The following is an 18944-nucleotide window of genomic DNA, read 5'->3' on the forward strand; positions in this document are numbered from 1 at the left end:
CGGTCTTTGGGGGGGGCGAACATGAAGATCTGCTACGTGATCAATTCGCTGGATGGCGGCGGCGGGGCTCTGCCCCTGCCCCGGATCCTGACGCTCCTGCGGGCTGCGGGCCATGAGGTGTTCGTGGTGTCGCTGATGGAGCGCGACGGCTTGGCCCGGCCAGCGCTGGAGGCGACCGGAACGCCCTATGCGGTCATCGGTGGCGCCAAACGCAGTTTCGTGCGCACCGCGCTGCGCCTGAACCGCATCGTCAAGACCATGGCGCCGGACTTGATCTGGACCTCGCTGAGCCACGCGACCGTCACCGGCCAGCTCGTCGGCCGGCTGCAGGGGATCCCAGTGGTCAGCTGGCTGCACAACGCTTGGCTGAAGCCCGCCAACAAGGTGATCATGCGCGCCACCGTGGCTCTGACCCGCCACTGGATCGCCGACTCCGAAACCGTCGCCGCCTTCGGCAAACGCGTGTTGGGCATCGGCGAGGCCAAGATCAGCATCTGGCCGATCTTCCAGGCCGATCCGGACTGGCCCGTGGCCAAGGCCGCGGCCGAGGGCAAGTTCACCATCGGCAGCCTCGGGCGCCTGCATCCCAACAAGGGTTACGACGTCCTGATCGAGGCCCTCGCCCGGCTGCGCGAGACCTCACCGACCCTGGCCAGAACGATCCAAGTGCTGATCGCTGGAGATGGTCCCGCGCGGGCGGATCTGCAGCGCCGGGTCGCCGAACTGAAGCTGACCAATGTCTGGTTCGTCGGCTTCACTGCCCCCGGCCCCTTCCTGGCCTTGCTCAATGGTTATGTGCAGCCCTCCCACCATGAAGGCTTCGGCATCGCCGCTCACGAGGCGATGTGCGCGGGCCTGCCTATCATCGCCAGCCCGGTCGGCGAGATGGCCAACAGCATCAGAGCCTCGGGCGGCGGCGTCCTGGTCGACTATGGCGACGTCGAAGAGCTGGCCGTGGCGCTGGAGAGCTTTGCCACGAGGCCGCAATGGGCCTTCGATTGCGGCCAAGCGGGACGCGCCTGGGTGACGGCTCGCTATTCGCGGTCGGCCTTCGCGACCAATGGCCTGGCCGCGATCCGCGCCACCGGTGTCGGCGTGGCTGGCCTGGGCGTGGCCGGCGCCAGCACAGCTGCCCGTTAGCCGTGATCTAGCGCCTAGCTGGTCCATTACCGCACGATCGGCGCGCTCATCCTCCATCAGGCTCGGAGCTTGAGCTTCCTGGCCGGGGGGTTGGCCTAGGCGCGCGGCAGGGTCAGAGACACGGCCAGACCCGGCCCAGCGTCCTCCAGGCGCAGCGCCGAGACGTGGGCGCGCGCCACCGCGCCGGCTAGCGCAAGACCCAGGCCGTGGCCGGGCTTATGACGGCTCTGCTCCAGCCGCGAGAACCGCTGCAGCACGACCTCGTGCTTGTCGGCCGCGATCCCCGGACCATTGTCCCGGACACAAAGGACCGCGTCGGAGGCCGTCGCGTCCAGGGACACTATGATGAGCGTGCCCAGGGGCGTGTGGCGCGCGGCGTTTTCGATCAGATTGACCAGCAGCTGGGACAGCAGGTGCTTGTCGCCCTCAACCGCGAGGCCATCCTCGATGCGCGCGCGCAGGACATAGCCCGCGGCCTCCACATCCGGACGCAAGGCGTCAAGGCAGCGCTCCACCAGGCCCGACAGATCGACACGTTGGAAACCGGCCCGAACCTCCAGGCTCTCGATCTCGGCGATCCTCAGCAATGCGGCGAAGAGGTCGAGGATTTCCTCGGCGTGGGCTGAAGCGCGCGCCAGAGCCAGCCGCACGCCCTGGTCGCCATCACCGGCGGGCTGGCGCAACGCGGTCTCCAGCACCCCGTGCAGACGCGTCAGCGGCGTGCGAAGGTCATGGGCGATGTCGCTGGTGACCTGCTGCAGGGTTTCCATCAGCGCCTGGATGCGGTCGAGCATGTGGTTGAGGGTGGCGGCCAGCGCGTCGAACTCGTGAGAAGCCGGGTCACGCGGCATGCGGCGCGTCAGGTCGCCGTCCACGATCGCCTGGGCCGCGGCGCTGATCTGGGCCAGGCGCTGCTGGATAACCATCCCGAGGAACCAGGCGCCGCCGACGCCCAGCAGCAACGTGATCGAGAAGGCCCCGGCGAAGACCCTGAGCAGCGCCATATCCGCGGCGTCGATCGGCGCGCGGTCGGCGGCCACAACCAGCCGGCCGCCTCCCGGCAGGGCGGTGGTCAAGGCCTGGGCGACGCTGCGCGCGCCGTCGGTGTCTTCGAAGTCAAGATGCTCCAACCACCCAGGCTCCGGCGGCGAAGCGCGCAGGGTTCCGGCCAGGCGCTCGCCGCGCGCGCCTACCAGGATATAGCCCATCCCCTCGCCTCGCCCCTCCTCTTCGCGCAGGCTAATCGCCGAGATCAAGGCGGACGAGCCGCCGAGACGCCGCGCCGCCAGAAGACCTTGGGTCTGGACCAGGACGCGGTGGCGCGACTGGCGCTCAAGCGCCTCGTGCGACACCCGATAGGCGATCAGGCCCAGGATCAGGGTGGCCAGCGACAGCAGTCCGGCGACCAGAAGAACGAGGCCCGCGGTCGATCGGGGAAAGAGCCGGATCATTCGCTGCGGATCATATAGCCCGACCCGCGCTGGGTGATGATCGCGTCGGTGTCGAAGCCGGCGTTCAGCTTGGCGCGCAGACGGCTGATGTGGGTCTCGACGATGTTGGTGCGCGGATTGAAGCCGAGCTCCCAGACCGCTTCGAGCAGCATGGCGCGGGTCATGAAGCGATGGGGATTGCGCATCAGCACCTCCAGCATCGTGATCTCGCGCGGCTGCAGATCCAGGCGCTTGCCGCCGCGTCGCACGACACGCTTTTGCAGGTCCAGCTCAAGGTCGAGCACCACCAGCGCCCTTTCGGGCCGGGCCACGCTGGCGCGGCGCGCGATCAGGTTCAGGCGCGCGTGCAGCTCTGAGAAGGCATAGGGCTTGATCAGATAGTCGTCGGCGCCGTTCTCCAGCGCCTCGACCCGATCGGCGATCCGGCTCATGGCCGTCAGCATCAGGGCCGGGGTGCTCACCCCACCCGCCCGCAGCATCTTCACGACCGACAGGCCGTCCATGCCCGGCAGCATTCTGTCCAGGATCAGCACGTCGAAGACCTCGTTCATGGCCATCAGCAAGGCTTGCACGCCATTGTCAGTGCGTGAGACGCCATGGCCCACGGCGCGCAAGGCCTGCGCCAGGTGGTCGGCGGTCTCGTCGTCATCCTCGGCGATGAGGATCCTCATGGTCTTGATATCCTTCAGGCGCGCGCCCCCATGCGCGCCCGGCCTCAAGCTGACGCCGACCAGAGCGCGAAGCTCTGGTCGGCGTCGAACCGGTCGGCCTTGTCCGTCGCCCCTCGGGGTCAGAAGCTGGCGGACAGGCCCACCTTCACCGCCGTCGGGGAGCCGGGGGTGAGGTTGGAGTTACTCTGAGCAAACGGGTAGTAGCGCGCGCCAAACAGGTTCTCGGCATTGATCTGCGCCTTCAGCTTGTCGTTGATCTTGAAGTAGGCAGCCGCATCGACCCGCATGTAGCTGGGCATGGCCACGAGATTGTCGCTCGAGGCGAAACGCCGGCCCTGGTAGACGACGCCCGCGGCCAGGCCGAGCCGATCGGTCGCCTCAAAGCGGCTCCACAGCGAGGCGCTGGTCTTGGGCATATTGGCCAGCTGATTGCCGGCCTTGACCGTGCCCGACACGTTGTCGCGGAAGGTCCCGTCCGAGTAGGTATAGGCGCCCACCAGGCTCAGCCGGTCGCTGATCTGGCCGGTCGCGCTCAGCTCCACGCCCTTGGTGCGCTGACGGCCGATCGGCACGGTCGGCGAGGCGGCGTTGTTGGGGTCGCTAAGCGCAAGGACGTTGCTGCGATCAAGCTGGAACACCGCCGCGGCCAGGTTGAGCCCCGGCAGGACATCCCATTTGGCCCCCAGCTCGTAGTTCTTGAACTGCTCGGGATCCAGGTTCTGGTTGCTGATCGACAGGCTGGTCAGTTGCTCGCCGCCGCGCGGCAGATAGGTCTTGGAGTAGCTGGCATAGAGCGAGGCGTTGGCTGCGGGCTTATAGATCACCCCCACGCGCGGCGACCACAGGGTGTCGGTGACGTCGAAATCGCGCTGCTGGCCTACCGGGAAGCCGACCGTACGCCGGTCGGTGACCTTGGTGTGGAAGCGCTCGTAGCGCAGGCCCAGGACCAGCTCGACCTTATCGCCCAGCGCGATCTGGTCTTGCGCGTAGACGGCCGCAAGCTTGGTGACCCCGGCGTTGTCGCCGCTGCTGGCGATCGCGACCCAGCTGATCGGCTGGTTGATGGTCGGCGCGGTCACCGGAACGGTGACAGAGGTCGCTCCGCCCGCGAACCGGCCTTCCAGCCGCAGGTTGCTGGTTTCCTGGCGCCCGAACTCGCCCCCGACCAGGAGCTTGTGGCTCAGCCCACCAAGCACCAGATCGGCGTTCAGGTCGGTCTGGTTGATCAAGTTCTTGCGCTGGGTGCGGTTGTTGTAGGCCGAGATCGGAACCGTGGTCTCGGCCGCGTTGACCGCCCCGGTGAAGACGTTCTGATAGAACTTGTCGTAGTCGGCGTAGCGCGTCCGGTTGCGGATCGACACCCGCTCGCTGATCTGGTGAGCGACAAACAGGGTCAGGGCGTCGGTGTTGGTCCAGGTCGGGCTAGCGGCCGGATCACCGAAGAACAGGCCGCGCGGCGTGCGCAGCGGCTTGGCCGGGCGGGTCGCGCCAGCCGGCAGATAGCGGGCAGGAACGCCGCGATCGGCGATGCGGTCATCCTCGAAGTGCTCGTAGCCGACCTGGACGAGGGTGTCGGGCGTAAGACGCAGGGCCGCCGTTGGATTGAAGCCCCAACGCTCCAGGGACACGCCGTCGCGGTAGCTGTCGCTGTTCTGGTAGACGCCAGCCAGGCGCAGGGCGAGCTTGTCGTCGACTCCGTCGCCGAGATCGAACTGGACACGCTTGTGGTTGAAGCTGCCGGCTTCCAGTTGCACCTCGCGGACGCGCTGCCAATTGGCCATCTTGGTCACGCGATTGACCACGCCGCCGACCCCGCCGCGACCAAAGATCATGGCGTTGGGGCCGCGGAAGATCTCCAGGCGCTCGATGTTGTAGAGATCGCGATAGGTCTGGATGTCGTCGCGGACGCCATCGACGAAGAAGTCGCCGGTAGTGGCGTTGCCACGGAACACCAGGGTCTCGCGGTTGCCCTCGCCCTGGGCGGAGAAGACGCCGGGCAGATAGCGGATGGCGTCGCCGATGCCGCCCGCCGCCTGATCCTGGATCTGCTTGAGCGAGACGATGCTGACCGACTGAGGTGTGTCGATCAGGGCGGTGTCGGTCTTCATCGCCGACAGGGCCTTGCTGACCTTGTAACCCTGGCGACTTTCGGTCTGCCCGGTGATCGTCACGCCGCTCAGTTCATTGGCCTCTTGGGCGCGGGTGGCAGGGCTGGAGGACTGGGCCCACGCCGCGGAGGCGACAAGCGCGGTCCCGCTGACGGTGAGCAGCAGAGCAAGACGAGGAAGGTTCTGGATGCGCATGACGGACAAGCCCCACGTTTTGCAGTTGCGACTGCGAATTAATTGTAGGTGGCGTTTGTCGTCAGCCGACGGAGAAGTCCAGCGGCGTCGAACCAAGCTTCGCAACATGTATAGTTCGCGCAATCGGACAGAGACTCTGGGCGGTTCATCGCACGGTCAGGACGGCTGGATCGGCGCTTGGGCGCTCGGCCGCGAGCGCCTGGGCGACGCAGGTGAGCAACTGGTCCATCGAGAAAGGCTTGGGCAAGGCTACGTCCGCCCCCAGGATACGGGCCATGCGCAGCAGCACCATGGGGTCGAAGGCGCCGATGCCGCCGCTGATGGCGGCGATGCGCACGCCAGGCCAAGTCTCCTTGGCCATGAGAATGATCTCGATGCCGTCCAGATCCGGCATGAAGAGGTCGGTGAGCAGCAGGTCGGGCCGCATGTCCATCAAGGCCAGCGCGCTGCGCCCACCATCGGCCTCGACGCAGGCATAGCCCGCGTCGGTCAGGATCTCGGCCATCAGACCCCGGCAGTCGGGATCGTCGTCGGCGACCACAATAAGCTTCTGCCCCACGGACTTGCCCCTGACGCCTTGCGGCTTTCTAGGAGATACGCAGGCCTGACCTTTTGCCCTCGCCGACGACGGCATTCTGGCCGCTACTTCTTGGCGGGCGGCGCCTTGGACGAGATGTGCAGCTGGACGATCCGCCAGGCCCCGTCGGTCCTGACCAGGACCGTAGTGGTCGCGCCCAAGCGCGAGAGCGGCGTGGGCTTGCCCTTCAGGCGGACCTCATAGCCATAGGTCTCATAGGCCCACGCCACGTCGCCGGCCTGGCGGACGCTGACCTTGCGGTCCTTGACGGTGAAGCTGTCGAACTCGGCCAGCTCGGGACCCAGGTGGTGGTGGAGATAGGTCTCGAAAGAGCCTTCCAGCCGCCCGCCCTCGATGACGATGCTGTCCTTGGCGAACAGCGGCCCCATGCGCGCGGCGTCCTTCTGCAACAACGCCTGGGTGAATTGATCGACCACGGCGCGAACCTCGGCGGACGGATCGGGGGTTTGCGCGCCGGCGGTGTTGGACAGGGCAAGGGCGGCGGCGAGACTGGCCGCAAAGAACATGGACTTCATGACTATTCCTCGAGATTGAACATGGAAAAACCTGCGACCAGCGTCCCCTCGGGCTGGTGAGGGGACGCCGGCGCAGGCCGCCGCCATCAGAAGCGTCGCAGTATCTGCACGCCATACTGACGCGGCTCCCCAAAGACGGAGAGCGGCAATGCCGGGTTGGAAACCCCGGTCGCATCCGTGCCGACCGTCTTGTAGGTGGCGTATCGCGCGTCGGTCAGGTTGCGGGCGAACACCGACATCTCCCAGACGCCGCTGGCCGGCGCGAAGGTGGCCCGCGCATTGACCAGGGTGTTGGGGTCTTCGGAGAACTGCCGCAGATTGTTGGGCTTGAAGTAGACGCGGTCGCGCCAGCCCACGTCGCCGCGCAGGGTCAGGCTATGACCGTCGGCGAACTCGAAGCGGTAGGCCGCCGCGAAGGTCAGGTTCCATTTGGGCGCGTTGGGCAGAGTGTAACCGGCTAGGCTGACGCCCTGGTCGAAATAGCGGTCGTACTGAGCGTCGAGATAGGCGGCAGTGGCGGTTAGATCCAGGCCCGAGACCGGACGAGCGACGATCTCCAGTTCCCCGCCCTTGAGCGTGGCCTTGCCCGCGTTGGTCGTGGTCGCCACCCCGTTGATGTACTCGACCACCTGCAGGTCGGTGTAGTCATAGTAGAAGACGCTGAGATTGGCCCGCACGCGCCGATCCCACAGCATGGATTTGACGCCGCCTTCGTAGCTCCAGATGTATTCGGGTCGGAATGGACGCCCGTCGCCCAGTTGGAAGCCGCCGGACTTGAAGCCGCGCGTCACCGACGCGTAGGCCATGACGTCGTCGCTGACGTCGTACTGTACGCCGAGTTTGGGCGTCCAGGCGCGCCAGGAGGCCTTGGCCGCCTCCCCGCCCGCATCGACGCCGCCGACCTTGGCGCGATAGGCGAAGTCCTTGCGCTCATAGCTGTAGCGCAGGCCCGCGGTCAGACGCGTGCGGTCCATGACCCGATAGGTCGCCTGGCCATAGAGCGCCGCGGCGTCGGTGACATTGCTCTCCGGCAGAGCCAGCTGGCGTCCGGGCTCGAGGATCTGAAGCTGATCGCGGGCCTTTTCGCGCAGGTAGAAGGCGCCGGCGATCCACTCCAGGCGTCCGGCGTCGTTGTTGCTGACCTGCAGTTCCTGGGTGAAGGAGCGCGAGCGTTCCCACAGAGTGATGTTGCGCAGGAAGAGATTGGTGGCGTCGACGTCGAGAACCTGATCGACCGTGCTGGCCCGCAAGGCGGTGATCGACTTGAAGGTCAGCGGCGCGGTGACATAGGTCGCCGTGGCTGATGCCCCGCCATTCTCGACATTGTTGCGTGGCCGGGTGTCGAGGATCAACTCGTCTCGGCCGCGCGGAATGGTCGCGCCCGCCTGGGCGAAGGCGGCCGGATAATTGTCGCGCAGCGAGGGATAGCCGGTTTCGCGGTCGCGGCCGTAGTCGGCGCGCAGCACCACGTCCAGTTGGTCGCTGACCAGGAAGGACAGCGTGCCCCGCACCGCGGCACGGTCGATGTTCTGGTAGTCCTCGCCGGTCTTGGGATTGGAATAGATCCCGTCGCGATCGTTCTTCATCACGGTCAGACGCCCGCGAACCCGCTCGCCGAGCGGTCCCGACACCGTGCCGCTGAAGGTGCGGCGATCGTAGTTGCCCAGGGTGGCGCTGAGGACGCCCTGCAGGGTGGCGGTCGGCGCCTGGGAGGTGATGTTCAGCGTGCCGCCCGCCGAGTTGCGGCCAAAGAGAACCCCTTGTGGGCCGCGCAGCAGCTCGATGCGCTCGACGTCGAACATGTCCTGGTAGCTGGTGGTCGGCCGCGGAATGTAGACCCCGTCATAGTGGACGGTCGAGCTGGGATCGGTGGCCACGCCGAAGGCCGAGGTGCCGATGCCCCGGATGTTGATGATGGCCATGGAGTCGTTGGTGATGGTGATCCCAGGCGTGAAAACCTGAAGGTCTTCGATGGTCGCCACGCCCAGGGCCCGGAGCGTGTCGCCGGTGATGGCGGTCACCGCCACAGGCGTGTCCTGAAGATTGGTCTCGCGTCGTTCGGCAGTGACGACGATCTCTTCGAGCGCGGCGGGCGCCTGGACTTGGGCTTGAGCCCAAGCGCTGGCCGGAATGGCGGCGAGCGCAACGGTCAGGGCGAGCGTCGATGCGCCCCCCAGGCCTTGACGATTGGCTTTCACGAAAATCCCCCAAAAGCGGTTTCTGTCTGGGGTACGCGCTAGCCTCAGCCGCCCCCTCAAGCCGACGACCGCGGTCGATGAACAACGTTCCAACCTGCCTTTTTTGCAAGCGCCGGTCCGCCCGCGCCGGCCCGTACACGAACCTGCGCATGCGATGAGGGAAGTCGCACCCCACTGCGTAAGGCAAGGCAGCGGCGCCTCGCGCCGCCCGCGGTTTTTCCGGAGCAAGGCAGATGCCCGCGACTTCGGCTCAGGGTGGGTTCGTCGATGAAACGCCTATCGCCAATGCCGCCCAGCGCGGTCCCGAGCGCCCCCGGTGAGCGGGGCCGAGGTTCTGGACGTGGCGCGCGAGGCGATCTGGCTGACTATCCAGATTTCCGCGCCGGTGCTGATCGTCGGCCTGGTGGTGGGCGTCGTGATCGGGCTCTTCCAGGCGCTGACCCAGATCCAGGAGCAGACCCTGGTCTATGCGCCCAAGATCGTCGCGATCTTCGTGGCTCTGCTGATCTTCCTGCCGATGATGGCCGCGCTGATGAAGGCATTCATGGTCCAGATCGCCAAGCGCATCGCCGGCCTCTAGCCGTCCACCGCGCCCAAGACGCGCCGTCAACGACACCGCGTCCGCCAAAAACCATGTCCCATAGGGAGGGATAGACCATGAAGCTGTTCGGCTGGGATTTCGCACATCCACGAACCCATCTTGGCATCGTGCTGGTGTTGGGGGCGGCCGCCCTCCTGGCGGTCTTGATCGCCGGCGTCACCATCGGCCTGGGCGTCTACAACATCGGCGCCGACGCGCCCCATACCCGGCCCGTCTACGCCCTGCTCGAGACCCTGCGAAACCGTTCGATCAGTGTCCGGGCCACCGGCATCCAGCCGCCGGACAATCTGAGCGATCCCAAGCGCATCGCCAGCGGCGCGGGGCTCTATACGCAGATGTGCAGCGGCTGCCATCTGGGTCCAGGCCTTGAAAAGACCGAGATGAGTTGGGGGCTCTATCCGCAGGCTCCAGAGCTTTGGCGCACAGCTGGAAGGCCTCCCGGCGAGCAGTTCTGGGTGATCAAGCACGGCGTCAAGATGACCGCCATGCCGGCCTGGGGTCGCACCCACAGCGATGCCCTGGTGTGGGACATGGTCGCCTTCGTGCGACAGCTGCCGTCGATGTCGCCCGAGCAGTACCTGGCCGCCACCCAGAACGCCCCGGCCGACCACGACGCGGTGATAAAGCAGGGCGGCGACATGCCGGACATGCCCGGCATGAAGAGCCCCGAAGGCATGGGCGACATGAAAGGCATGGCCATGCCCTCCGCCCCGGCCGCCGACACGCGACGCCAGCCCTGACCCCGACCGCCGTACTCGCCGCGTCCTTGCGGGGCGAGTACGGAATTTTGCCAACCGTACGTCCGAAATCGGCCTATGAGATGATAATGATTAGCGCTCTCAAATCCACCCTGAGCGGCCTCGTCGCCCTCCTCCTGGGCGCCACGCTCGCGCTCGCGCCGGCCCAGGCCCAGGAAGCCACACCGGCCCAGACCGTCTGGCGACTGCTGGACTATGTGTCCGTCGACTATGCCGGGGCGGTGAAGGACGGCAAGGTCGTCAGCGCATCCGAATATGCCGAGATGAACGAGTTCGGGACGCAGATCCGCGATCGGATCGCCAAGCTGCCCGCGACCACCGTGCAGCCGGCCTTGCTGGGCAAGGCCGAGGTCCTGCAAGCGTCGATCGCCGGCAAGAAGGACCCGGTTCTGGTGGCGGCCCAGGCCCACAGCCTGGCCGCCGATCTGCTGGCCGCCTACCCCACGCCCCTGGCCCCTGCGCGGGCGCCAGACCTGATGCGCGGCGCGGCGCTCTATGCCGAGCAGTGCGCGGCCTGCCATGGGGTCGACGGCCGCGCCGATGGACCCAACGCCGCGGGCCTGGATCCGCCGCCGATCGCCTTCGCCGATGTCGAGCGCGCACGCCAGCGCAGCGCCTTTGGCCTCTACCAGGTCATCCAGCAGGGCCTGGATGGCACGGCCATGGCCAGCTACGCCCACTTGCCCAGCGACGACCGTTGGGACCTGGCCTTCTATGTCGGCCGCTTTGCGTTCACCGACGCCGAGGCCAAGACCGGCGAGACCTTGTGGACCAGCGATCCGGCCGTGCGAGCGCGGTTCGCCAGCCTGCAGGCCCTGACCCAGACCACCCCGGCGGCCCTGGCAGCGGCGATCGGCGAACCCAAGGCCCGGGCCTTGACCGCCTATCTGCGCCGCCATCCCGAGGTTGTGGTCCAGGCCACCGGCGGCACGCTGGACATTGCCCGACGCAAGCTCGATCTCAGCCTGGCGGCCTACACCGCCGGAGACCACCGCCAGGCCGCCGACCTGGCCCTGGCGGCCTATCTCGACGGCTTCGAGCCAGTCGAGCCAGCCTTGCGGGCGCGGGACGCGGCGCTGATGCAACGGATCGAAGGGGCCATGGGCGATGTCCGCGGCGCGATCGGCAGGGGCGCGCCGATAAGCGAGGTGCGAAGCCAGATCGAACGGCTAGATGCGCTGTTCGGCGCGGCCGCCCAAGCGCTCGCCCCGGAAAAGGCCAGTGGGACCTCCAGCTTCGCCGGCGCCCTGACCATCCTGCTGCGCGAGGGGTTGGAGGCGCTGCTGATCGTGGTGGCCATGCTGGCCTTCCTGCGCAAGGCCGACCGCGCCGACGTCCTGCCCTATGTGCATGGCGGCTGGATCGCGGCCCTGGCGGCCGGCGGCCTGACCTGGGCGGCGGCGACCTATCTGATCTCGATCAGCGGGGCCAGCCGCGAGCTGACCGAGGGCTTTGGCTCGCTGATCGCCGCCGTCGTGCTGATTTCGGTCGGGATCTGGATGCATGGCAAGTCCCAGGCCGACGCCTGGCAGGTCTATATCCGCGAGAAGCTGTCCAAGGCGCTCTCGAAGCAGTCGGCCTGGTTCCTGTTCGGCCTGGCCTTCCTGGTGGTCTATCGCGAAGTGTTCGAGACCATCCTGTTCATGACGGCGCTGTGGAGCCAGGGCGGCGGCACGGCGATGCTGGCGGGGATCGCCACGGCGGTGGTCATCCTGGCGGCGATCGCCTGGCTGATGCTGAACTTCAGCAAGCGCCTGCCGATCGGCCAGTTTTTCGCCTACAGCGCCGGCCTGATGGCCCTGCTGTCGGTGGTGCTGGCCGGCAAGGGCGTAGCGGCCCTGCAAGAGGCGGGTCTGATCGACCTGCACCCGCTGCACACCCCGCGCATTGAGCTGCTAGGCCTCTACCCCACCGTCGAGGGGCTCGTGGCCCAGGCGCTGACCATCCTGGCCCTGGCGGCCGGCTTCTGGTGGGGCCGCCGGGCCAAGCTGTCGACGACCTGAGCCCCTGCGCGCGGCGGGCGCCGGTCAAGCGTGCCCGCCCGCCCCGTCCTGGCAGCGCTGGCTCTCGGTCTGGATGGTCACGTGGTGCAGATCGTAGTCGGCCTCCAGCCGCGCGGCCACGGCCTGGCGCACCGCCTCGCCGTCGGCGCCGTCGGCCAGCACGATGTGGACGGTGCAGATGGCCTCGTCCGCCCCCGTGGTCCAGACATGCAGTTCATGCGCGCCGGCGACCCCGGGTGTTTGCGTGATGGCCTTGCGCACCGCCGCCAGGGTCAGACCCGGCGGCGCGCCTTCCAGCAGGATGCGGGTGGTGTCCTTCAGCAGGATCCAGGTGCGCGGCAGCACCCACAGCCCGATGCCGATGGCCACGATGGGGTCGACCCATCGCCAGCCGGTCAGGCGGATGATGATCGCCCCGGCGATGACGCCGAGCGAGCCGAGCATGTCGGCCCAGACTTCCAGATAGGCGCCCTTCATATTGAGGCTCTTATCCTTGCCCGCCGACAGCAGCCGCATGGCGATCAGATTGATGATCAGGCCCAGCACCGCCACGATCAGCATACCGGTCGACTGGACGGGTTCGGGATCGACGATCCGCTTGATCCCCTCAACCAGCACATAGATGGCCACGGCGAACAGCAGGATGGCGTTGAAGGCCGCCGCCAGGATCTCGAAGCGGCGATAGCCGAATGTGAAGCTGTCCGTCGGTTTGCGGCGGCCCACCTGGATGGCCGCCAGGGCGATGGCCAGGGCCGCCGCATCGGTGAACATGTGCGCGGCGTCCGACAACAGCGCCAAGCTGTTGAAGACGACGCCTGCGACAACCTCGGCCACCAGGAAGGTGAGGGTCAGGCCCAGCGCGATCCCCAAGGTCCTGGCGTTGGCGTTGCCAGCGCCGTGGTCGTGTCCTGCTCCCATGCGACGATCTCCGTAAGGGGTGAACGGTGGTCGAACCTGCTCGGTCCAACACGCCGCCGTGAAAATGGGGCCGCCCTACAGGCGGCTTCTAACGTGCGAAATGGGGCGACGCGCGGGCCGCGTGACGCCCAGGTGACGGACCAGGGCCGTGGCGACCTGGCCGTAGGCTTGCTGGACGGACGCTTCATAACGCGCGCGACCGCCGTTGAGCGGCCCGACCCAGCTTGGGACCTCGGCGACCTGGATCAGCCGCGTCCCTCCGGCCGTCGGCTCCAGACGCAGGCGCTCGTAGCTATAACCGGTCAGCCACCGCCCAAAGCGGAAGCTCAGACAGGCCTGCGCCTCCAAGACGTCGATGCGCGCCGGCGTCTTGCGGCGCAACGGATGGGCGTTGGCCACCAGATGCGCTACGCGCGCGCCGCGTTCGGCCTTGCCGATGATCTGGCGATGGGGATGCCAGTCGCGCCAATGGTCGAAATCGACCAGGCTGGCCCAAACCGCGGCGACCGGCGCACGGATCTCGGTTTCAAACGTGACGGTGATGATCATCGCGATCTCCCGGCATAAGACGGTGGGACCAAGCCGGCGCGTCGGGTCGCCCCGACGCGCCGGCCCGACCAGTCAGGCGAAGTGGATACGGTGACCGCCGTAGCGGACCACTTCGACCTTCTCCAGGGTGACCAGACCGATCTCGTCCCCGGTCTCAAGCTCGGCGATGAACGGCGTAAGCTTAGCCTCTTCATCAACGATCTCGACGACGACCGGCAAATTGCGCGCCAGATCAAAGCCGCGTTCGCCGTGCATGACGCTGGAGGCGCCAAAGCCCCGCAGGCCACGCAAAACCGTAGCGCCGGCCAGGCCCGCCGCCTGCGCCCGATCAACCAGCGCCTCGTAGTAGCGTCGATCACCAAGGGTGGCGTTCTCGTCGGTATAGACCCGCAACAGCAGGGCTTGTCCTAGGATCATAGGGTCCTCCTCACGCTTGGGGTTGAACAGCGCTGGCCGGCCGCTCGGACCCACGCGGGCGCAGGACGAAGCGGCAGATGGCCGGCAAGACGAACAGAGTAAGCGCCGTGGCGGTGATGAGGCCGCCGATGACCACAGTGGCCAGCGGGCGCTGGACCTCCGCGCCGGTCCCGGTGGCCAGAGCCATGGGCACGAAGCCGAGCGAGGCGACCAGACCCGTCATCATCACCGGCCGCAAACGCTCCATGGCCCCGTCGATGATCGCCGCCTCCAGCGCCACACCCGACGCCAGGCGCTGGCGGATCGCGGTCATCATCACCAGACCGTTGAGCACCGCCACGCCCGAGAGCGCGATGAAACCAACCGAGGCCGAGACCGAGAACGGGATACCGCGTAGCGCCAAGGCAAACACCCCGCCGGCCAGGGCCAGCGGAATGGCCGAGAACACCGCCGCGGCCGGCGCGACCCCGCCCAAGGCCATGAACAGCAAGCCGAAGATCAGCAGGAAGCAGAGCGGCACGACGAGCGCCAGGCGGGCCTGGGCGGCTTTCAAGTTCTCAAACTGTCCGCCCCAGACCAGCCAGGACCCCGCCGGCAGCTTGATCTGCGCACCGACCTTTTCCTGAGCCTGCCCCACGAAAGAGCCAAGATCGGCGCCCCGCACATTGGCCTGCACAACCACTCGGCGCTTGCCGTTCTCGCGGCTGACCTGGTTGAGGCCTTCCGAGTACGAGAACTTTGCCACGTCGCGCAGCGGCACCGAGGCCCGCGTCCCACTCCCAACCGGCAACATGACCGGCAAGGCGCCCACGGCGTCCAGATCGTTGCGGCTGGCGTCCGGCAGGCGGACCACCACGTCGAAGCGGCGGTCTCCCTGGAAGACGAGACCAGCCTCCCGACCACCCATCGCCACGGCCAGCGTGTCGGCCACTTCCTCAACCGTCAGGCCGTAGCGACCGATGGCGTCGCGGTCGAGCACGACGTCCAGGGTCGGGAAGCCCGAGGTCTGCTCGACCTTGACGTCCGCCGCGCCCTTGACCGTCCGCAGAACCGTGGCGATTTCCTCGGCGGTCTTGGTCATGGCGTCCAGATCGTCGCCATAGACCTTGATGGCCACATCGCCGCGCACGCCGGCGATCAGTTCGTTGAACCGCATCTGGATCGGCTGACTGAACTCGTAGGCATTGCCTGTGAGGCCCTCCAGCTTGTTCTCGATTCGGCCGATCAGCTCGGCCTTGGTCTCACCCTTGTTGGGCCAATCCTTCTGCGGCTTGAGGATGACGAAGGCGTCAGAGGCGTTGGGCGGCATCGGATCGCTGGCGACCTCGGCCGTCCCGGTCTTGGAATAAACGAACGCCACTTCCGGGAAGGTCGCGACCACGCGCTCGATGCGCCGCTGCATGCGCAACGACTGCTCCAGCGATGTCGACGGAATGCGCAGGGCCTGAACGGCCATGTCCTTCTCGTCCAGCTGCGGTGTGAACTCCCGTCCCAGGAAGGTAAAGGTCACCACAGCTGCGGCGAAGATCCCGACCGAAGCCAGGATCACCGGCAGCGGACGCGCCACGACCTTGCGCAGCAGCGGCTCGTAACGCGCCTTGGTCCAGCGGACCGGCGCCACCTCCTTCTCGGCGACCTTGCCCCGGATCACGAGCGCGATCATGGCCGGGATGAAGGTCAGCGACAGCACGAACGCCCCGGCCAAGGCCAGCATCACCGTGATCGCCATCGGCGAGAAAGTCTTGCCCTCCACGCCGGTGAAGGTCAGCAGCGGCGCATAGACCAGGAGGATGATCGCCTGGCCATAGACGGTCGGCGAGATCATCTCGCGGGCCGCCTCGCGGGTTTCCGAAAGACGTTCGGACAGGGTGAGCAGACGCCCTTCATGGTGCTGGCGCTCGGCGAGACGTCGCAAGGCGTTCTCGACGATGATCACCGCGCCGTCGACGATCAGGCCAAAGTCCAGCGCCCCCAGACTCATCAGATTGCCCGATACGCCCAGTTTGTTCATGCCGATGGCGGTGATCAGCATCGACAGCGGGATGACCAGGGCGGTGATCAAGGCGGCCCGGAAGTTGCCCAGCAGCAGGAACAGCACGACGATAACCAGCAGCGCGCCTTCGGTCAGGTTCTTCTCGACCGTCTTGATGGTCGCCCCGACCAGCTTGGAGCGGTCATAGACGATCTGGACCTTCACGCCCGGCGGCAGGCTCTTGGCGACCTCGGCCAACTTCTCGGCCGAAGCCCCGGCCACCGTGCGACTGTTCTCGCCGGTCAGCATCAGCACGGTGCCGACCACGACCTCCTCGCCGTTCTCCGAAGCCGCGCCGGTGCGCAAAGCGCCGCCGACCTTGACCACGGCGACGTCACGCACCCGAACCGAGACACCCTCGCGAGCCGTCACGGTGGCGTTGGCGATCTCGTCGACCGTGCGAACACGTGCGTCGGCGCGGACCAGGAAGGCTTCCCCACCCCGTTCGACGAAGTTGGCGCCGACCGCGAGGTTGGCCGCTTCCAGCGCCTTGGCCAGATCGGCGAACGACACGCCGTACGAGGCCATCTTGGTTGGGTCCGGCTGAACAACGAACTGCTTTTCGAAGCCGCCGATGGAGTCGACACCCGCCACGCCCTGGACCGAGCGCATCTGTGGCCGCACGATCCAGTCCTGCACCTCACGCAGGTAGGCCGCTTGAGCGGTCGGGTCGGCGAGGTGCTCGCCGGTCGAGGTCAGATACGCCCCGTCACTCTGCCAGCCGGGGGCGCCGTCCTGGCGCTTGGCGCCTTTGCCGGCCGGATGCTCGAAGGCCACCGTCCACATCAGGACTTCACCCAGGCCTGACGAAATCGGCCCCATGGCGGGCTCGGCCCCGGCCGGCAGGCTCTGGCGAACCCCCGTCAGGCGCTCGGCCACCTGCTGACGGGCGAAATAGACGTCCGTGCTTTCCTTGAAGACGATGGTGACCTGCGAAAAGCCGTTGCGCGAGATCGAGCGTGTCGACTCCAGGCCCGGAATGCCGGCCATGGCCGTTTCCACCGGGAAGGTGACCAGCTTCTCCACCTCGGCCGGGGCCAAGGTCCCGGCGACGGTGTTGATCTGCACCTGCTTGTTGGTGATGTCGGGCACCGCGTCGATCGGCAGGCGCACGAGATTGTAGACACCCAGGGCCGCGACGAGTGTAACCATGGCGATCACGGCCCAGCGGAAGCGGACCGAAAGGTCGAGGATGCGGCCGATCATCGCGCCCCCTCCCCGCCTTCGGCCGCATGGGCCTTGGCCTGGTAGCGCACCTGGAGCCTGCCCGCCTGGGCCAGGGTAACCGTCGGGATCACCGCTGCGTAGCGAACCGGATCGCGATGACGCAGGCTGGCGGTAAGCAACGCCAAGCGCGAGGGCGTTGTGGCCATCAGCACGCCCCGGTGGTCGAGGGCGCTGATGTCCAGATGGGCGGTGGCCGGCGGCCGGCTGAAGCTGCGGTCCCGGCGGATGAGACCGGAGACCCACAGGCCCTGGTCGGTGTCGCGAGCCGACGCGGTCAGGATTTCGACGCCGCGGCCACCAATCCGTTCAATCGGTGGGACTTCGGCGGCGAAGACGGCTTGAGCCGTCAAGCCAAGGGCGATCGCCCCCAGAAGCATGACCTTAGTCATCATGGCTGGCCTCCCCCTTGCCGAGTTCGGCCTTGAGCAAAAACGCGCCCTTGCCGGCGATCTGCTCGCCAGCGCCTACACCTGAGACGATCTCAACCTGACCCGCGCCGCGTCGACCGACACGCACAGGGCGCGGCTCGAAGCCGTCCTTTGTGCGCACAAAAACGACATCGGCGCCGTTGACCGACTGCACCGCCTCATCGGGCGCGGCCAAGCGGCCGCTGGCCGCGACGACGCCGCCACGCGGCGTGATGCGCGCGCGCAAGGCCTGACCGGGCGTCAGGGCCGGGACTGGCCCGTTCAAAACCAGAACCGCAGTCGCCGAGCGGCTTTCGGCGTCCAGACCCGGCGTTACGCTACGCACCGAAGCCGACACTGAACCCGTCGCGGTCTCGACCACGGCCAGATCGCCTGGCTTCACTCGCTGAGCGTCGCCGACGGGCAGCGCCGCCTGGATCTCGACGCGCCCCGGATCGGCCACGCGGAAGAGTTCCGAACCTGCCGTCACATAGGCGCCGAGCGTGGCGCTGGCGGCGGTGATACGCCCCGAGATCGGACTGGTCACCGCCAGGGTGCGGCCGTTGCCGCTGACGCCGGCGGCAGCGCCCGCGTTGCTGGCGCGACGCAGTTCAGCCTCGGCAATGGCGGCCTCGGCCTGAGCGGCCTCGAGATCTTGACGCGCGGTGATGCGGGCGTCGAACAGCTTGCGTTCGCGAGCCAGGGCTTGGCGAGCGGCTGCGGCCTTGGCGGCCGCAGCGCTGCGCTCGGCGCTCATGGCGGCGGCGTCGCGGCTCTCGATCGCGGCGATCACTTCGCCGGCGGCGACGGGGTCGCCAAGGCGCTTGTTGATCCGCACGATCGCGCCGTCGGCGCGCGCGGCCAGGATCGCCGCGCCATTGGGCGTGGCGACCACAGTGGCCTGGGCCGGGATAGCGGCGTCAAGACCGCCATCGGCCAAGGCCAGCACTTGGATGCCGTCGGCGGCGATCCGCTCGGCGGTCATGCCCACATGGGGTTTTTCACCGGCATGATCTTCCTTGGCCTCAGCGGCGGGCGCCTCCTTGGCCGGCGCTGAGAGTAGCGCCTTGCCGGCCACGGCGCCGGCGCCGGCGGCGATCAGGCTGCTGACCGCCACGGCCGTTAGCAGGGTCTTTCTGTCGTTGGACTTCATGAT

The 18944-nt window shown here is 67.4% G+C and carries 16 protein-coding genes; 4 read left to right on the top strand and 12 right to left on the bottom strand.

Annotation, left to right across the window (positions count from 1 at the left end):
* Positions 1–21: 21 nt before the first annotated feature.
* Positions 22–1140, top strand: coding sequence for a glycosyltransferase (locus E1H18_RS20135; RefSeq protein ID WP_172271771.1), 1119 nt, complete (start codon positions 22–24; stop codon positions 1138–1140).
* A gap of 95 nt (positions 1141–1235) precedes the next feature.
* On the opposite strand, the gene E1H18_RS20140 is transcribed toward E1H18_RS20135, so the two are convergent.
* The 6 genes from E1H18_RS20140 to E1H18_RS20165 form a co-directional block, all read right to left on the bottom strand.
* Entirely contained in the window at positions 1236–2591 is a 1356-nt protein-coding gene (locus E1H18_RS20140; protein ID WP_172271773.1) for a HAMP domain-containing sensor histidine kinase, read from the bottom strand.
* The gene (locus E1H18_RS20145; RefSeq protein ID WP_172271775.1) at positions 2588–3262 is read right to left on the bottom strand and encodes a response regulator transcription factor; all 675 of its coding nucleotides are present in this window, start codon (positions 3260–3262) and stop codon (positions 2588–2590) included. Before E1H18_RS20145 ends, E1H18_RS20140 begins: the two co-directional genes overlap by 4 nt.
* 119 nt (positions 3263–3381) lie before the next feature.
* Positions 3382–5565, bottom strand: coding sequence for a TonB-dependent siderophore receptor (locus tag E1H18_RS20150; RefSeq protein ID WP_172271777.1), 2184 nt, complete (start codon positions 5563–5565; stop codon positions 3382–3384).
* 145 nt (positions 5566–5710) lie between these two features.
* A complete protein-coding gene (locus E1H18_RS20155; RefSeq protein WP_172271779.1) occupies positions 5711–6124 on the bottom strand; it encodes a response regulator in 414 nt (137 codons plus the stop codon).
* Between the two features lie 83 nt (positions 6125–6207).
* Complete coding sequence (locus E1H18_RS20160) at positions 6208–6678, bottom strand: nuclear transport factor 2 family protein (RefSeq protein ID WP_172271781.1); 471 nt, start codon at positions 6676–6678, stop codon at positions 6208–6210.
* An 86-nt stretch (positions 6679–6764) separates the two neighbouring features.
* On the bottom strand, positions 6765–8876 hold the full coding sequence (locus tag E1H18_RS20165; RefSeq protein ID WP_172271783.1) for a TonB-dependent receptor: 2112 nt from the start codon (positions 8874–8876) through the stop codon (positions 6765–6767).
* A gap of 316 nt (positions 8877–9192) precedes the next feature.
* Here E1H18_RS20165 and fliQ point away from each other — a divergent pair, with 316 nt between their 5' ends.
* The 3 genes from fliQ (at position 9193) to E1H18_RS20180 (ending at position 12238) form a co-directional block, all read left to right on the top strand.
* On the top strand, positions 9193–9456 hold the full coding sequence (fliQ, locus tag E1H18_RS20170) for a flagellar biosynthesis protein FliQ (protein ID WP_062099998.1): 264 nt from the start codon (positions 9193–9195) through the stop codon (positions 9454–9456).
* 77 nt (positions 9457–9533) lie between these two features.
* Positions 9534–10217: a cytochrome c gene (locus E1H18_RS20175; protein WP_172271785.1), complete on the top strand. Its 684-nt coding sequence runs from the start codon at positions 9534–9536 to the stop codon at positions 10215–10217.
* A gap of 86 nt (positions 10218–10303) precedes the next feature.
* Positions 10304–12238 carry a cytochrome c/FTR1 family iron permease gene (locus E1H18_RS20180; RefSeq protein ID WP_172271787.1) on the top strand — a complete coding sequence of 645 codons (1935 nt, stop codon included), beginning with the start codon at positions 10304–10306 and terminating at the stop codon, positions 12236–12238.
* A 24-nt stretch (positions 12239–12262) separates the two neighbouring features.
* Here E1H18_RS20180 and E1H18_RS20185 read toward each other — a convergent pair whose 3' ends face one another.
* The 6 genes from E1H18_RS20185 to E1H18_RS20210 form a co-directional block, all read right to left on the bottom strand.
* Positions 12263–13156 (bottom strand): cation diffusion facilitator family transporter, encoded by an 894-nt coding sequence (locus E1H18_RS20185; protein ID WP_172271789.1) that lies wholly within the window; start codon positions 13154–13156, stop codon positions 12263–12265.
* A 75-nt stretch (positions 13157–13231) separates the two neighbouring features.
* Complete coding sequence (locus E1H18_RS20190; protein ID WP_172271791.1) at positions 13232–13705, bottom strand: SRPBCC family protein; 474 nt, start codon at positions 13703–13705, stop codon at positions 13232–13234.
* Positions 13706–13777: 72 nt separating this feature from the next.
* Positions 13778–14122, bottom strand: coding sequence for a DUF190 domain-containing protein (locus tag E1H18_RS20195; RefSeq protein ID WP_172271793.1), 345 nt, complete (start codon positions 14120–14122; stop codon positions 13778–13780).
* Between the two features lie 10 nt (positions 14123–14132).
* Positions 14133–17360, bottom strand: coding sequence for an efflux RND transporter permease subunit (locus E1H18_RS20200; RefSeq protein ID WP_172271795.1), 3228 nt, complete (start codon positions 17358–17360; stop codon positions 14133–14135).
* Positions 17357–17773, bottom strand: coding sequence for a hypothetical protein (locus tag E1H18_RS20205; protein WP_172271797.1), 417 nt, complete (start codon positions 17771–17773; stop codon positions 17357–17359). The genes E1H18_RS20200 and E1H18_RS20205 overlap by 4 nt, the downstream gene beginning before the upstream one ends.
* Positions 17763–18941: an efflux RND transporter periplasmic adaptor subunit gene (locus tag E1H18_RS20210; RefSeq protein ID WP_172271799.1), complete on the bottom strand. Its 1179-nt coding sequence runs from the start codon at positions 18939–18941 to the stop codon at positions 17763–17765. The genes E1H18_RS20205 and E1H18_RS20210 overlap by 11 nt, the downstream gene beginning before the upstream one ends.
* Between the last annotated feature and the right edge of the window lie 3 nt (positions 18942–18944).

Source organism: Caulobacter sp. RHG1, assembly GCF_013181195.1.
Lineage (GTDB): Bacteria > Pseudomonadota > Alphaproteobacteria > Caulobacterales > Caulobacteraceae > Caulobacter.

Excerpts from the sequence above, each read along its gene's own strand:
- E1H18_RS20145 (WP_172271775.1), bottom strand. The coding sequence starts at position 3,262 with ATGAGGATCCTCATCGCCGAGGATGACGACGAGACCGCCGACCACCTG.
- E1H18_RS20175 (WP_172271785.1), top strand. The coding sequence starts at position 9,534 with ATGAAGCTGTTCGGCTGGGATTTCGCACATCCACGAACCCATCTTGGC.
- E1H18_RS20160 (WP_172271781.1), bottom strand. The coding sequence starts at position 6,678 with ATGAAGTCCATGTTCTTTGCGGCCAGTCTCGCCGCCGCCCTTGCCCTG.
- E1H18_RS20135 (WP_172271771.1), top strand. The coding sequence starts at position 22 with ATGAAGATCTGCTACGTGATCAATTCGCTGGATGGCGGCGGCGGGGCT.
- E1H18_RS20195 (WP_172271793.1), bottom strand. The coding sequence starts at position 14,122 with ATGATCCTAGGACAAGCCCTGCTGTTGCGGGTCTATACCGACGAGAAC.
- E1H18_RS20185 (WP_172271789.1), bottom strand. The coding sequence starts at position 13,156 with ATGGGAGCAGGACACGACCACGGCGCTGGCAACGCCAACGCCAGGACC.
- E1H18_RS20210 (WP_172271799.1), bottom strand. The coding sequence starts at position 18,941 with ATGAAGTCCAACGACAGAAAGACCCTGCTAACGGCCGTGGCGGTCAGC.
- E1H18_RS20200 (WP_172271795.1), bottom strand. The coding sequence starts at position 17,360 with ATGATCGGCCGCATCCTCGACCTTTCGGTCCGCTTCCGCTGGGCCGTG.
- E1H18_RS20190 (WP_172271791.1), bottom strand. The coding sequence starts at position 13,705 with ATGATCATCACCGTCACGTTTGAAACCGAGATCCGTGCGCCGGTCGCC.
- E1H18_RS20140 (WP_172271773.1), bottom strand. The coding sequence starts at position 2,591 with ATGATCCGGCTCTTTCCCCGATCGACCGCGGGCCTCGTTCTTCTGGTC.
- E1H18_RS20205 (WP_172271797.1), bottom strand. The coding sequence starts at position 17,773 with ATGATGACTAAGGTCATGCTTCTGGGGGCGATCGCCCTTGGCTTGACG.
- E1H18_RS20180 (WP_172271787.1), top strand. The coding sequence starts at position 10,304 with ATGATTAGCGCTCTCAAATCCACCCTGAGCGGCCTCGTCGCCCTCCTC.
- E1H18_RS20150 (WP_172271777.1), bottom strand. The coding sequence starts at position 5,565 with ATGCGCATCCAGAACCTTCCTCGTCTTGCTCTGCTGCTCACCGTCAGC.